Source organism: Streptomyces sp. NPDC043427, assembly GCF_056436655.1.
Map to the genome: position 1 here is coordinate 63,941 of NZ_JBWKCC010000009.1, position 13,138 is coordinate 77,078.

At 68.4% G+C, this 13,138-nt stretch carries 13 protein-coding genes and 1 pseudogene; 4 read left to right on the forward strand and 10 right to left on the reverse strand.

The genetic code is table 11. The features are described from left to right. Positions 1–85: 85 nt before the first annotated feature. The gene (locus tag AC067M_RS17305; RefSeq protein ID WP_478697837.1) at positions 86–535 is read right to left on the reverse strand and encodes a hypothetical protein; all 450 of its coding nucleotides are present in this window, start codon (positions 533–535) and stop codon (positions 86–88) included. 83 nt (positions 536–618) lie between these two features. Here AC067M_RS17305 and AC067M_RS17310 point away from each other — a divergent pair, with 83 nt between their 5' ends. Then, on the forward strand, positions 619–765 hold the full coding sequence (locus AC067M_RS17310; protein ID WP_478697838.1) for a hypothetical protein: 147 nt from the start codon (positions 619–621) through the stop codon (positions 763–765). A gap of 79 nt (positions 766–844) precedes the next feature. Here the strand turns inward: AC067M_RS17310 and AC067M_RS17315 are convergent, their stop codons facing one another. The 5 genes and pseudogenes from AC067M_RS17315 to AC067M_RS17335 form a co-directional block, all read right to left on the reverse strand. Then, on the reverse strand, positions 845–1,123 hold the full coding sequence (locus tag AC067M_RS17315) for a DUF1330 domain-containing protein (protein WP_478698005.1): 279 nt from the start codon (positions 1,121–1,123) through the stop codon (positions 845–847). Between the two features lie 26 nt (positions 1,124–1,149). After that, positions 1,150–1,512, reverse strand: coding sequence for a MarR family winged helix-turn-helix transcriptional regulator (locus AC067M_RS17320; protein ID WP_014173936.1), 363 nt, complete (start codon positions 1,510–1,512; stop codon positions 1,150–1,152). A gap of 98 nt (positions 1,513–1,610) precedes the next feature. Continuing rightward, a complete protein-coding gene (locus AC067M_RS17325; protein WP_478697839.1) occupies positions 1,611–1,781 on the reverse strand; it encodes a hypothetical protein in 171 nt (56 codons plus the stop codon). A gap of 562 nt (positions 1,782–2,343) precedes the next feature. Beyond that, positions 2,344–2,672 (reverse strand): annotated as a pseudogene (locus AC067M_RS17330) (transposase family protein); the annotation flags it as partial. A gap of 129 nt (positions 2,673–2,801) precedes the next feature. Further along, positions 2,802–4,136 (reverse strand): glycoside hydrolase family 68 protein, encoded by a 1,335-nt coding sequence (locus AC067M_RS17335; RefSeq protein WP_478697840.1) that lies wholly within the window; start codon positions 4,134–4,136, stop codon positions 2,802–2,804. A 1,451-nt stretch (positions 4,137–5,587) separates the two neighbouring features. Between AC067M_RS17335 and AC067M_RS17340 the strand changes: the two genes are divergently transcribed. Continuing rightward, positions 5,588–6,877 carry an MFS transporter gene (locus tag AC067M_RS17340; protein ID WP_478697841.1) on the forward strand — a complete coding sequence of 430 codons (1,290 nt, stop codon included), beginning with the start codon at positions 5,588–5,590 and terminating at the stop codon, positions 6,875–6,877. Here the strand turns inward: AC067M_RS17340 and AC067M_RS17345 are convergent, their stop codons facing one another. Continuing rightward, on the reverse strand, positions 6,878–7,369 hold the full coding sequence (locus AC067M_RS17345; RefSeq protein ID WP_478698006.1) for an ATP-binding protein: 492 nt from the start codon (positions 7,367–7,369) through the stop codon (positions 6,878–6,880). Next, positions 7,370–7,954 (reverse strand): GNAT family N-acetyltransferase, encoded by a 585-nt coding sequence (locus AC067M_RS17350; protein ID WP_328395468.1) that lies wholly within the window; start codon positions 7,952–7,954, stop codon positions 7,370–7,372. A gap of 387 nt (positions 7,955–8,341) precedes the next feature. Between AC067M_RS17350 and AC067M_RS17355 the strand changes: the two genes are divergently transcribed. Continuing rightward, positions 8,342–8,920 carry a TetR/AcrR family transcriptional regulator gene (locus AC067M_RS17355; RefSeq protein WP_478697842.1) on the forward strand — a complete coding sequence of 193 codons (579 nt, stop codon included), beginning with the start codon at positions 8,342–8,344 and terminating at the stop codon, positions 8,918–8,920. After that, complete coding sequence (locus AC067M_RS17360) at positions 8,917–10,362, forward strand: MFS transporter (protein WP_478697843.1); 1,446 nt, start codon at positions 8,917–8,919, stop codon at positions 10,360–10,362. The genes AC067M_RS17355 and AC067M_RS17360 overlap by 4 nt, the downstream gene beginning before the upstream one ends. Before the next feature lie 188 nt (positions 10,363–10,550). Here AC067M_RS17360 and AC067M_RS17365 read toward each other — a convergent pair whose 3' ends face one another. Both AC067M_RS17365 and AC067M_RS17370 read right to left on the reverse strand, forming a co-directional pair. Next, complete coding sequence (locus AC067M_RS17365; protein ID WP_478697844.1) at positions 10,551–10,709, reverse strand: hypothetical protein; 159 nt, start codon at positions 10,707–10,709, stop codon at positions 10,551–10,553. 404 nt (positions 10,710–11,113) lie between these two features. Further along, the gene (locus AC067M_RS17370; protein ID WP_478697845.1) at positions 11,114–12,946 is read right to left on the reverse strand and encodes an alpha/beta fold hydrolase; all 1,833 of its coding nucleotides are present in this window, start codon (positions 12,944–12,946) and stop codon (positions 11,114–11,116) included. Between the last annotated feature and the right edge of the window lie 192 nt (positions 12,947–13,138).

Consider the following 13,138-nt stretch of genomic DNA (forward strand, 5'->3'; position numbering starts at 1 on the left):
ACGAGATGCGGAACGTGTCAAGCCTGGTGAGTCGGTCGGTTTCAGGGTTTGTCGAGTGAGCCGGGGTCGCCGGCGTCCGAGGTGATCACTGGGCGGCGGCGTGGTCGTCCGGCTGGTTGATCCACACGTTGGTGGGGATGATCGGCGGGGTGGGTGGCTTGTTGACGAACCGTTCGGGGTTGCGCAGGTAGACGGCGGTCAGGACGTCGGCGCGGACGGCGACCATCCAGACGAGGGTGTAGCGGCTGTAGATGTCTATGATCGAGTACAGGTGGTAGAAGACCCGTTTGCCCGGTCCGCGCAGCCGCGTTACGTCCCGGGAACGGATCTCGTTCGGGCGGGTGGCCGGCAGTTCCGGTTCGGCGTGCGCTGGGTGGACGGCGTGGCGGCGACGCTCACGGACCTCGTCGGGCTCGCGCAGGATGCGGTACATGGTGGACACGCCGACCACGTACACGCCTTGGTCGAGCGGCTGTTGGTATACCGATGCCGGGGCCGTGTCGGCGAAGTCGCCGGTGTTGAGCGGCGACCGCACGGTGGCCCGCTCTTGGGTCGACAGGGCGCGTGGCTGCGGTCGTGCGGCGGGCGCGGCTTGGCCGATGGCCGCGGGGACTGGCGGTGACGGCGGTAGTGGCCGGCCTGTGCCCGGCCGGTGGCCCGGTACGCATCCCCGGGCAGGGGCGTGAGCTCCGCCACGGCCGTCTCGATCGCGACGTCGATCATCTGGTCTCGCCCTGGTCGGTCGCGCTGTCGGAGGCGAGCTGACCCGTTGCGTCGGTAGAGACGGACCGGCCAACGGCGGGTCCATTGAGCGCGCTTCAGTGAAGATCCGACTGGACCTCGGTCAGTCGATGCCTTCGACGATGCGGAAGTCGCGCTCGACGCCGTCGGAGAGGGCGACCAGCGCCTCCTGGTAGGCCGCGCTCTCGTGCGCCGCGACGGCCTGCTCGAAGCTGTCGAACTCGATCAGGACGGTGCGCTCGGCGATTCCGGCGTCATCCGCCACGACCCGACCGCCACGGGCGAAGGTTCGACCGCCCCCGGCCTGGACGGCCGGAGCGGCCAGCCTCAGGGCGGGGACCAGCAGCCGCGCCTCGGAACGCGCCACCGGGAACGCCTTCACCGCGACCCCGCCGACCGGCTGCCCGGTCACTGCTTCGGCCCTTCGCGGTCCTGGCTTTCGAGCTCTGCCAGATGCTTCAGCGCCGGAAGGGCCGCCACCAGCGCCTCGACCTCGTCGCCGGTGAGCTCGCCGATCAACCGCTCGAACGCGTGGACGCCCGCCTGGCGCCGCGTCCGGACATAGGAGGCGCCGGCCTCGGTCAGGCACACCAGTGTGACCCGCTTGTCGGACGCGTCGCCCCGCCGCTCGACCAGGCCGGACTCCTCCATCACCCGCACCAGGGCAGTCATCGCGGGCTGGGTGACGCCCTCGACCGCGGCCAGATCGGTGATGCGCCGCGGGCCGGTCCGGTCCAGGGTGGCCAGGGTGGCGGCGGACGTCAGGCTCATGTCCCGGGGCAGGCGTCTCGCGGCCCTGGTGGCCAGGCCGTAGAGGGCTGCCCCGATGGCGGCGGACGCGCCAGGAGCGGTGTCTTGACGACTCATGCTCAAAGCATAGCATTTTTATATTCATAATTTATGGAAATGGGACTGTCGCGGGCGGCCTCGATCCGCACCCGCGACGGCGGCCGGCCATCGCGCTCGGTGCGCGGCCGGAACCTGCCGCGCCCGTCGACCAGGAAGTGCTCGTCCAGCACCTCCGGCGCGTGGTGGGCCATGGCCGCCTCAGTGCCCGGCGACAGAACGGCGGCCCGCGCGCCCGCCCACGGCGTTCCAGCAGTACCTCGACAAACGAGGACTGCCCCGGCCCCTGTGGTGGAGGCAGGGTAAATGACCCCGAACCTCAAGATTCCCGACAGAGTTGCTCATTGATCAGACGCCCTCCGAGGCACGACGAGCTCGCCTACGGCAAGGAACTGGACGAGGCAACGGGAGACACCGGGCCCACGACCTTCTGCGGCATCGTGACCCCAGTGGCCAAAATGCTGGACTGGCTGATCGGGCCACCACCCCCTGGCTGCCCACCACGTCATCGGCGAGATCATCGGAGACGCCGAGCGCCGCCTGGAAATCCCGCGCGACGTCACCGCCGAATCCATCCGCACCGCACTGGGGCTGGACAGCCAGCTCCCCCGTCAGACGCGGCTGGAGTTCCTCGAGCGCGTCCTGCCTCCGGCACCTCACCGCTGAACGCGTTCTGCCGGACCGGCGCTTGGCCGGCGCGCTGGTCCCCGGTACCGCGAGCAGTGCCTCGGCATGCGGTCCCCGGTCACGCCGGGCAAGCCGCACCGTGCGGCGATGATGGCGCTCCAGCAGTCCGGGAATCTGCTCGCGGAAGGTCTGCCGCCCGCAGCCCAGGACCGGACAGACCAGGCGCCGTACCCGCAGGTGGACCAATACCTGACGGCCGTCGACCGGCACTTCCGTCACCGCCCGGCGATGATGACCGGGCACCTTCGCCGTCGGCGTCCCGCACACCGGACACGGCACCGCCACCTCCCGAGTGCGAGCCGTGACCACCACCGCGCCGCCGCCGTCCACCACGTCCTCGACAACCAGCACCGACAGCCCAGAAACACCGTCCTGATAAGGGAGTTGGCATCCACCACGAGATCATGATCTAGGACGGCTACTCGGCGTCACCACCGACTACGGGCCAGGCCCGTGAAATTGACACACCCGCCGTGGGGCCACGATTGGCGCGGCCGGCCACGGCGGGTTGCTCGACTGTGGGTTGGTTACGGGATGAAGCCGTAGTCCAACTGCTTGGTGAGCTTGGTCTTGTCGCCCTTCAGGGACAGCAAGAGCGTGCGTGCCAGGGTGCCGCCGAAGCGGGTCCCGCCGTCGGCGGTCGGGACCGTGTCGATGAAGCTCTCCACCAGCCCGTTGGGCATCACGTAGTGCGAGTACTGCTGCGTCGGGGCGTCCTCCGGGTTGCCCAGGACCAGTGCGCTGCCGTTGAGCGGCTTGTAGTCGCTGCGCAGGGACGGACCGACGAACCCGTAGAGGCCGTCCCAGCCGCTCAGCCCCGGCGCGAACGTGAACTTGTGGCTGATGGTGAACAGGTAGTACTTGCCGTTGCGGATGACCAGGTGGGGCCGTTCGGTCTGCTGGTTCACACAGTTGGCCGAGAGCAGCGGGGGCTGCAGCCGCCATTTGCCCATGCTGTCGCTGTCAGCCGTGGCCAGCCCGATGTTGCCCGTGTAGTACTTCGCGTTCTCCGGCACCTCATGGCCGGCCGGGACGTCACCTATGTCGCGCTTGGTGCACTGGTAGCTGCCGGCGACACCGGCCGTATTGCCCTCGAACAAGATATGGATCTTGCGGTCCCGGGGGTCTCGGAAGACGAACGGGTCGCGGAAGGCGTAGATGATCGGGCCCGCCTGGGACTGTTGCATGGTCTGGTACAGCTTGCCGTCGGCCTCGGCGATGATGCGGTGGTTCTGGAACCCGTCGAACCACACGTGCGTCCTGTCCGCGTGGATCCGGCCGCTCGCCATCGCCAGGCGCTGCAGGGGATCGTTGGGGTCGACCCCACCGTTGTCGCGCCCGGAGGCGGTGTAGAAGGAGTACACCTTGTCGCCGACGAGCGCCGCCGAGCCGGCCCACTGACGTGAGCCGAACGCGGTGCCGGGCTGGAACAGGTCGCCGCCGTACTTCCAGCTCTTGGCGTCACGCGAGTAGTAGTAGCCGATCTTCGCGTACCAGTGCCGGTCACCGAAGGGGACCGAGCGCGGGGCCGTCAGCGCGAAGATGACATGCCAGCCCTTGTAGGTGGCGGTCTTCGTGTTGAGCTTGGTCAGCGGCCAGGTGTCCCACTGCCACACCCTGTCGCTGATCACCGGAAAGTCGGGAGACACACGGGGGGCGGTGTTGGTCTTGTCCTGCCGGAGCTTCAACGCGTCCGCGCGGGACCAGACGGCGGTGTAGTCGTCGTCCGCGCTGTACTGCCGCGTTCCCGTCTGGGACGAGGCCGGTGTGTCGGCGGAAGCCGGTGTCGCCACACCGCCCAGCGCCGCGAGGGCCATCAAGCCCGTGGCCAGCCGGAGCAGCACTCTTCGTGCTCTGCGCATGCGTCGTCCTTCCAAAGAGGGTGATCGAATGGAACAGAACTAGAAGCGATTGCATGCGCTGCTACCCCCCGCCTCGCCTGATACTCCCTCACCTCTCGCCACTGGCAATGAAGTTCTGGGCTCAGGAAGTTAAGAGGATGTCTCACGTGGTGATGTCGTGAGGCGCAGGCCGCCTGGATCGCGGCGGGGTTCCTGATCGAATGCATGCAGAAGGTCGACCAGGTCCACCAGTTCCACGTCGATGTCCGCGGCGACGCCGGCACCGGTGACGGGGCGGCTGCGGCCCGGGCCGAGACGGAAGCCGGGACAGCCCCGGGATGGAAGATCTCTCCTCCCTCGGGCGCTGTCTGGTTCGGGCGGGATGTCGCACGTAGCGAACCCGGTCTAGGAACGACGGAGCGCCCGACCGGGCCCGGGCGCTCCGCACGATGTCGCGCACTCCCGGTGCGGTGGTGCGCATTGAAGGTGGGGCCGGTGCGGGTGGCGGTGCGGGTGGAGCGCGCACCGCCACCCGGTAGCACACATCGCAGTGCGCGGCGCGGCTCGGGGATGAGGCGCAATGCCAGCGCGGGAGGGGGCCGACAGGGCCGGGATCGTCTATCACACAGCCCCTTGTCTGCCATTTTGACCAATCGGCAAATATACGGCTGGTCACACGAAATCGGTGTGCGGGCGGCTCCAGAGGGCGCGTGCCGCGCTCCCGCCGGGCGGTGCGCACCGACTCGGGCGGGCGGTGCGCGCGTGGCCGCACCAGTTGCGCGCACCAGTGCGGCGGCCGGGAGTCCGCGACATCGTCGGTGCGCGCACCGGATGTCGGGATGTCGCGCACTCACTTCTGGCGGCGTCGGCGCGCGAACCCCCACGGATTCGGCCGGCCGCCTGGGTACTGCCGCGTTCGGCGACGGCGCTGCGGCTGCTTCAAGGGCGGGTACAGCGCCGCTTTGCGACCGCCGGCTCTCCTCAACAAGCTGTCGGATCTGTTGCAGTCCGCCGGGCCCGGTGTGCCGCTCCAGGTGCGTGTCGCTCGGGCGAGAGCTGACGCCCGGTCGGGTCCATCATGCGGGTCCTCCGCCTTCAAGTGGGTCGGTCCCCGCACCCTGGCCGCTGCCCGACGGCTCCGGGCCCGCCTGCCGGTCGCGTCCCGACGGTTGGCCCGGCGACTTCGTCCCCCGTCCCGCAGGACGGATCCCACCGCACTCTGCTGGAGCCGCACCGTGCGCACGGCGGTCACGTCCGCTGGTCAGGTCCGGGGCCGTTTCCGCGCTCGGCGCCGGGCTGCTTGGTTTCGTAAGCGAGAGCGGGCAACGTTTATCGCTGGTTTTGGGCAGCATTTAACGATCAGATCGCTCGGAAATATCGATGAGAGCTGACAACACTGGCGCATGCCTGCCGTCGTTGGGTGACCTGTTCCGACATCGTCTGCCGGTGATCTTCGCTGATACGGTCCGATCATGTCGCGCCTGGTGAAAGTCCCTGGGTACGTACGTTTCTTGACCGCCTCGTCTGTGTCTGCGTTCGGTTCTCAGGTCACGGGGCTGGCGTTGCAGATCCTTACCGCCGTGGCACTGAGCGCATCCGCCACCGAGGTAGGCATCGTCAACGCCGCCCGCTGGGTTCCGTATCTGCTCTTCGGACTCATAGCCGGGGTCGTGGTGGACCGCTGGCGGCGCAAGCCGATGATGGTCGCCACGGACCTCGGAAGGGCGGTCCTGCTCGGTGCGATACCCGTGCTGTATGCGCTGGATCGGCTCAGCATCCCCGCTCTGTGCATGTTCGTCTTCGTGTTCGGGGTGCTGTCTTTGCTGTTCGAGGCGGCGAACCAGTCGTATGTGCCACAGCTGGTACCAAAAGAGCTGCTCAACGCGGGATACGCCCGTGTGCAACAGGCCGACGCGGTGGCCGGCTCGACGGGCCCTCTGATCGCCGGGGTACTGATCAAAATCATGGGAGCGCCGCTTGCCGTGCTGGTGGACGCCCTCACCTATCTGATATCCGGCCTGCTGCTCGCCTCGGTGAAGGCGCCCGACTCCGTCCCCGATCGAGGTGCACGGCGTAGCCTGGGCAGCGAGCTGCGCGAGGGCGTGGCATGGGTCTACCGGCATCGCACGCTGGCGTCCATCGCCCTGACCTCGCACGCGATGCTCTTCTTCAACAGCATGGTGAGCACCGTCTTCGTGGTCTTCGCCCTGCAGAGCCTCAAGATCGGGGAATTCGGTCTGGGGGTCACGTATGCCTGCGCGAGTGTCGGCGCGGTACTCGGCGGTGCGCTCTCCGGGCGCGTGGCCAGAAGACTGGACGTCGGCGCCACTCTGATCGCCTTCCGCCCGCTCGCCGCCATCGGCTGGCTGTCTTTGGTCCTGGCTGAGCGCGGACCATGGGCGCTCGCCTCCGTGTCGCTCGCCTTCTTCCTCGTGTCCCTGGCCATCGGCATTGAAAGCCCGGTGGAGATGAGCTACCGCCAGGCGGTGACACCCGACCGGCTGCGCGGGCGGATGAACGCGACGATCCGCTCGATGAACTGGGGAATGGTAGCGGTGGGGGCCCCACTTGGCGGAGTACTCGCCGACCAGGTCAGCTATCGCTTCGCCCTGTGGATCGGACTGTCCGGAGCAGTCATCCAGGCACTCGTGCTGACGGTTTCTCCCACCCGGCGGGCCCGTACTGCCGACGAACTCGATCCCTCGACAGCTGATCTGACACGGCACGGCGAAGAAGCCGCTGCCGGGGAGAGCAAGGACTGATCAGCTCGCGGCGGCATTTTGGACCTGGGAGGCCCTGGTGCTGGCGAGGCGGTAGGAGTCGCTGCCGGTCTCGATGATGTTCCCTCCGAAGCGGTCGACGATGGCCGCGCAGAGCCGCGGATCGGTGAAGATCTTCGTCCACACGCCGAACGACTCGTTCGAGGCGATGGCGACGCTGTTCTTCTTCTCCCGCTCGGTCAGAACCTGGAACAGCAACTCCGTACCGCGGTGGTCCAGTTCTATGTATTCCGAGCTCGTCGATCGCGAGGAGGTCCACGCGACCGTAGCGGGCGATGGTCTTGGCCAGCACCTTCTCGTCCGCGGCCTCGACCACCTCGTTGACCAGTTTGGTGGCAAGCGTGTAGCGGAGACCCGGTAGCCGGCTATCGCGGCTTCGGTGCCAAGAGCGATGAGCAGGTGGGACTTGCCGGTGCCGGAGTCGCCGATCAGGCAGAGCGGCAGGCCCTTCTTGACCCAGTCGCAGGTGGCCAGTTAGCGCCGCTTTGCGTGGGCTGGAATCGGCACGGCCGACGGCCGCCACTCTCGCCTGATCAATCCGAACACCCACGAGTCGGAAACTTCGCCGTTCACGACGCAGTCTTCCCGCAATGTCCCTTCACGCATGAATCCGATCTTCTCCAGGACCCGGGCAGATGCCACGTTGCGCGTGTCGGTCTCGGCCTGGATTCGATTCAGGTCCAGTGTGTCGAATGCCCACTGCAGCAGGGCGTGTGCCGCCTCCGTCGCGTAGCCGTGGCCCCACATCGCCTCGGCAAGGCAGTAGCCCAACGACGCGCTGCGGTAGTCCGGGTTCCATTCGGCCAGAACGCACCAGCCGACGAAGGCCCCGTCAGAAGCACGGTCGATGGCCACCCGCGCTCCGGTGCCTTCGTCCGCCATCGTCCGGCACATCGCGATGAAACGCTCGGCGCGGGCCCGGTCGGTCCACGGCGGGGAGTCCCAGTAGCGCATCACATAGGTGCTGCTGTGCAGCGCGAACAGGGGGTCCGCGTCGGCGTCGGTGAAGGGTCGCAGTCGCAGGCGAGCGGTGTGCAGTATGGGGGTGGCCAAAGTCATGCGCACCATCTTGCGTCCTCATGGGGAGGGCAGAACACCGAATATCCGATCACGGTCCGGCCCTGACGACCAAGGCACCGCCTACCAGCAGATCGTGGGTGCCTTCAACCAGCACCCCCGACCAGACAGTCAGGGTCTGCGAACGGCACGACTACTCGGCCTGCCCACCGACGGCCCAGACGTGAACGTCAACCGCAGCCGCCTCGGACGCCAAGGCTTCCTCGCCCAACCACGCAAGGCCACTACTAGAAACGGACTTAACGACCTCTCAGAAGACTGGCCGGCACCGGTACCTACAAGCGCGCCAACCGCCCTGCGCCCCTGGAGAAGGCAGTCGACCGCCACTGAGGAGTAGACACCGTCTATCTTCCTTGGTAGATAGCGTCTATGAGCGAGCCGAACATGGGGCTGCGGTCCCGGCTGGTCGATGTCGGGGTCGAGTTGGTGACGACGGAGGGCGTGCAGGCGCTCTCCCTGCGGGAGATCGCGCGGCGGGCGGGCGTGTCGCACGGGGCACCGCGCCGCTACTTCCCGACCCACCTGGAGCTGTTGTCGGCCATCGCGCGCCGGGGGTTCGAGGAGTTGGCGGGTCGGGGGGCCGCGGCGCTCGGGGACGGCACAGCGAGCCCGCGCGAACAGATCGCGACGCTGGGGCGCGTGTATCTCGACTTCGCGCTCACCCACCAGGGCATGCACGAGCTGATGTTCCGTCATGATTTGCTCGAGAGCAATAGGTTGGGGTTGCGGGACGCCAGCCTGCCGATCTTCTCCCTGCTGGTGGATCTCGTCGGACGGGCCCGGTCCGATGCCGACGCCCCCCTCGTCGCGGGCGCACTGCTGGCGAACCTGTACGGCATCGCCCAGCTGTGGACGTGGGGCAGCCTCCAACTCACAACGGGCGCCGACGACTTTGTCCCCCTGCTCGACACCGCACTGGAGGCACACCTGGGGAGGGAGGGTCGATGACGGCGTCCTCCTCGGAGGCCGGCATCGACCGGGGCAGGCCGTTACGCGCGCCGCACCGCCGCCTCACGCTCGCCAACAGTGTGCTCGGTGCCGTGATCGTCGCCCTCGACGGGACGGTACTGACGATCGCCCAGCCCACCCTGCGGCGAGATCTCGACGCGTCCCTCACCGAGGTCCAGTGGACCAGTACCGGCTATCTGATCGCGGTTGCGGGGCTGTTGGTGTTCGCGGGGCGGATTGGCGACCGGTTCGGTCATCAACGGGTCTTCTCATTGGGCGTGTTGGGGTTCGGCGCGGCCTCGGCGGGGATCGGATTCGCACCCGAAGTGGGCTGGGTGATCGGGTTGCGGGTCGTCCAGGGCGTCTTCGGCGCGCTGTTGCAGCCCGCCACGCTAGGAATGCTGCGGGCCGCGTACCCGCCCGGCCGGCTGGGGATGCCCATCGCGCTGCGGACCAGCGCAATCGGGGTGGCGGCCGCGGCCGGTCCGCTGGTCGGCGGTGTGCTCGTCTCCCAGCTGGGCTGGCGGGCGGTGTTCTTCCTCAACGTTGTACCGGCTCTGGTCATGGGTCTCCTGGCGCTGGCGGTGCGTCCCCCGGAGACGGAGCGGACGAGGCAGGGGCCCGGGCCCCGGCTCGATCTGCCCGGCGCCGCGCTGCTCGCCGTCGCCCTGGCGGCTTTCGTGCACACGCTGGTCGGGGTGCCGGAGCACGTCTGGACGGCGACCGGTGCGGTCGGCCTGCTGATCGCGGCCGTCTCGGCCAGTGCCCTCGTCCGCCATGAACGACGCACCCTCGACCCGCTTTTGCCGCCGGCCTTGCTGGGTTCGGCGACGGTGAGTGCGGCACTCGGGGTGCTGGTGGCCGCGTCGGCGGCGATGTTCGGGGCGCTGTTCGTGTGCAGCTTCATCCTCCAGGACGTCCTTGGCATGGACCCGCTGCGCACCAGTCTCGTCGCCCTGCCCGGCGGCGTGATGATGGTGCTCGGGGCGCCACTGTCGGCCGTACTGCTGCGCCGATGGGCCGCCCGTCCCACCGCCCTCGCGGGGACGGCGCTGCTCACCACCGGGGTGCTGGCGCTGTCCCGGCTCGGCCCCGGGTCGTCGACGGCGCTGATCGGCAGTGGGTTCCTGCTGCTGGGGGGTGGTTTCGGCGCGCTGATGGTCACCGCGACCACCGTCGTCGTACGGCATGCGCCGCCGGAGTCGGCCGGGGTGGCGGGCGGGCTCCAGCAGACCGCGATGAACGTCGGCCCGACACTGGGAGTGGCGGCCGCGACCACGCTGATGCCCCTCGGCACGGGCTACGCACTACTGGTCCTGGCCGGCGTGGCCGCGCTCGGTGCTCCTCTTGCCATACGAATGCCCCGACCCGCCCGCCCCGCGAGGGATGGAACGCGATCAGTGCGCAACGATGAAGACAAGAAGGACGAACGCGAGCCGTGATCCGGGCCACCGGAGAAGAACCACTATGGAACGGACTGCGCCGAGAGGGAGACTGTAAAGGGCCGCGCAGCGAGGCCAGCATCCAGGCGACACGGCGGCGCGCACCGGTCCGGAGAACAACTCCAAGCTGCTTGGGGCGGGATGAGCGCACGCGCTGTACCGGGTCGAGCCCGTGCTCGTAGCCGTGCTCAAGCGGGCCCTTCGTCCTTGCGGACACCCGCCCTGTCTGCTTCGTCAGGATACTGACGGGTGATCAGCGGAAGTACCACCTGGCCGACGACCGCGACGAGGCGACCGTGGACGATCGCGTCCCGCGAGTGGATGGCGAGCTTGATCGGCCTGGACATCGGGTGAGGCGAGCAGCGGCAGATCGCGACGCCAGCGTCCTCCTGTCGCGGCGGCGGTCGCAGGCCCGCCAGGCACCGGCCGACCGCCGACGCGACATTGGCGGCCGCGGTCGCCGCCCGCGCCTACGCCCTCAACGAGCAACCCGAGCAGGCCCGCCAAGCACTGGCCGCAGGCGACGCCCTCATGGACCGGCTCCCCGAATCCGAGCGGTCGGATACGTGGCTGACATACGGCGAGCAGGAGCACCACGTCCACTTGAGCCACGCCTTCACCACTCTCGCAGACACCCGCCGCGCGTTGGAGAGCCAGCAGCGGGCGCTGGAGCTGTCCGCGCCGACCAGCACCATGGCGCGACGAACGCGCCGTACGCAAGTTGCGAGACGTCCACGCCGCCTGAAGCTGGTCAGCCCAGGGGCAGCGTCAGGTATGCGGCCTTGCCGTCGGGGGAGCTGATCGTTGTGGTGCTGCCGTCGACGCTCGCGTCCGAGTAGAGCGGGTCCTTGCTGGTGACGACCAGCATCAGCTGGTGGTCTTGGGGCAGGTCGTATCCTGCGGCCTGCAGTTTCCAGGTGGCACTGTGGTCCTGGTCGGGGGCCAGGCCGGTGAGCGTAAGTGGTTCGTGGGTGATGATGCGGGCCATGCTGTCGGGGCCGAGGTCGAAGAGGTAGGCCACCAGGGTCGTGGACCGGGCCGTGCTGCGCACGGTCAGCGTGAGTTCGCAGATGCCCCGGATCTGGCGTGCGGCGCCATCGTGGCTGTCCGCCGCGATCGGATCGCTCGTCCAGACCGCGAGGTTCTGTCGGTCGAACTTTTCCGTGACGTAAGTCTTCGGGTTGCCGTTCCACTCGGCCTGGCCGCTCGTGATGACGGCGTCCGCCGCGATGGCCTCGGTCGGCTGCCCGGCGGTGAACTCCCGCTCCCAGCCCGTTTCCGGTTCAGTTGCCAGGCCGCCGTCGCGGTCGTCCGATGCGGTGGCCGTCAGGTACCACCGTTCGGTGGAGGTGGTGACGTCCTCCCAGGACGGGCTGGACTCGCGGTCAGCAGGTGTGACGATCTCGCTTTTTCCGGTCTGCGGATCGGTCCGGGTCTCGTAGGTGAACATGATCTGGCTGTTGACCGGGGACCAGGTGGGCACCTCGTTGTCGATCCCGCGCACGTGGTGGTCCAGCCAGGCGAACGCCTCCTCGACCGGCTGGTTCGGCCCGCTGAACGGGATGGTCAGACCGGCGCCCTCGGGTGCGGCGTGGTCGCCGATCCACAGGTTCAAGTGCTTGGGCACAGTCAGGCCGTTGAAGTGCTCGATGACCTGGTTGACCGGAAACAGCGTCTCGTGCCAGGTGTTGGAGAAGAACGTGGGAACGCCGCGGGCATTGGTCTCGTCGGTGCAGGAAGAGGGAGATCGCTCCTTGCCCCACTCCTCTACGGTGTGGAGGTTCTGGCCGGCCTGGAAGTCCGCCAGGATCTTCTGAGTGGCCTCGTCGAACTTCCGCTCGACCGGACCGCCGGTGAAGTTGATCAGGGCCGTCACCGCCGCCAGGTGCCGGGTGTCGTGCTGGAGGAGACTCGTGGCCAGGTCGCCCCAGGTGCTCAGAGCCACGACCGCGGCCACGCGCTTTTTTGGATCGTGCGCCGCGACCAGCTGGCTGATGCCCGAACCGTAGGACTCGCCCAGGAAGGCGATCCGGCTGGGGTTGAAGTGCTGCTCCGCGTAGTCGATGACGGTTGAGCCGTCTCTGCAGTCAAGGGGTCCGGCGACGTCGATCGTGCCCCCGGAGGTGAACGGCCCGTCGATGTAGCCCTTGCCAGGCACGGCCATCGTGAGCCCGATCCCACGCGGGGTGTAGGCCAGAACGTGGTAGCCGCGCAGCGCCAGCTGGAGGTACGTGTACTCGAACAGGCCCCAACCGAAGGGCGTCCAACCGGCGGGCACAATCACCACGGGAGCGGGTTCATCGGTCTTGAGCTTGATCGTGTGCGCCGACAGCTGTACGCCGCCCTCGGCAGTGATGCGGGGAAAGCCGATGGTCGCCTTCTGCTGCACCTGCTCCGTCAGCCTCTGGAGGTCAGGGGGCAGTACCGGCTGCTCAGCCGTGCCGTCCAAGGTGGCGATCAACGCCTCGGCGACGTGGGCGGCGGCCGGGTCCAGCGACGTGGGCGAGGTGTAGATGCCGTGCCGGGCGATCCGGCTCAACTGTGCTGCGGTACCCACGACGTCGTTGTTGTGCGGGTGGCTCACGATGCCTGTCCTCTCCCTGTCGCCGACCGAGCCTGAGGCACCGCCGGCACATGCCGTCTGCCGGAGACCCCGGCATTTCCCCGATCCTGTCGGTCCACTCCTCCACCGAGGGCACAGGGCGCAGGGTGTGCAGAAGCACGGCAACCACTCAGCGCGATCCGAGCGCCCCCTGAACGCCACGCGCGCCCCGCG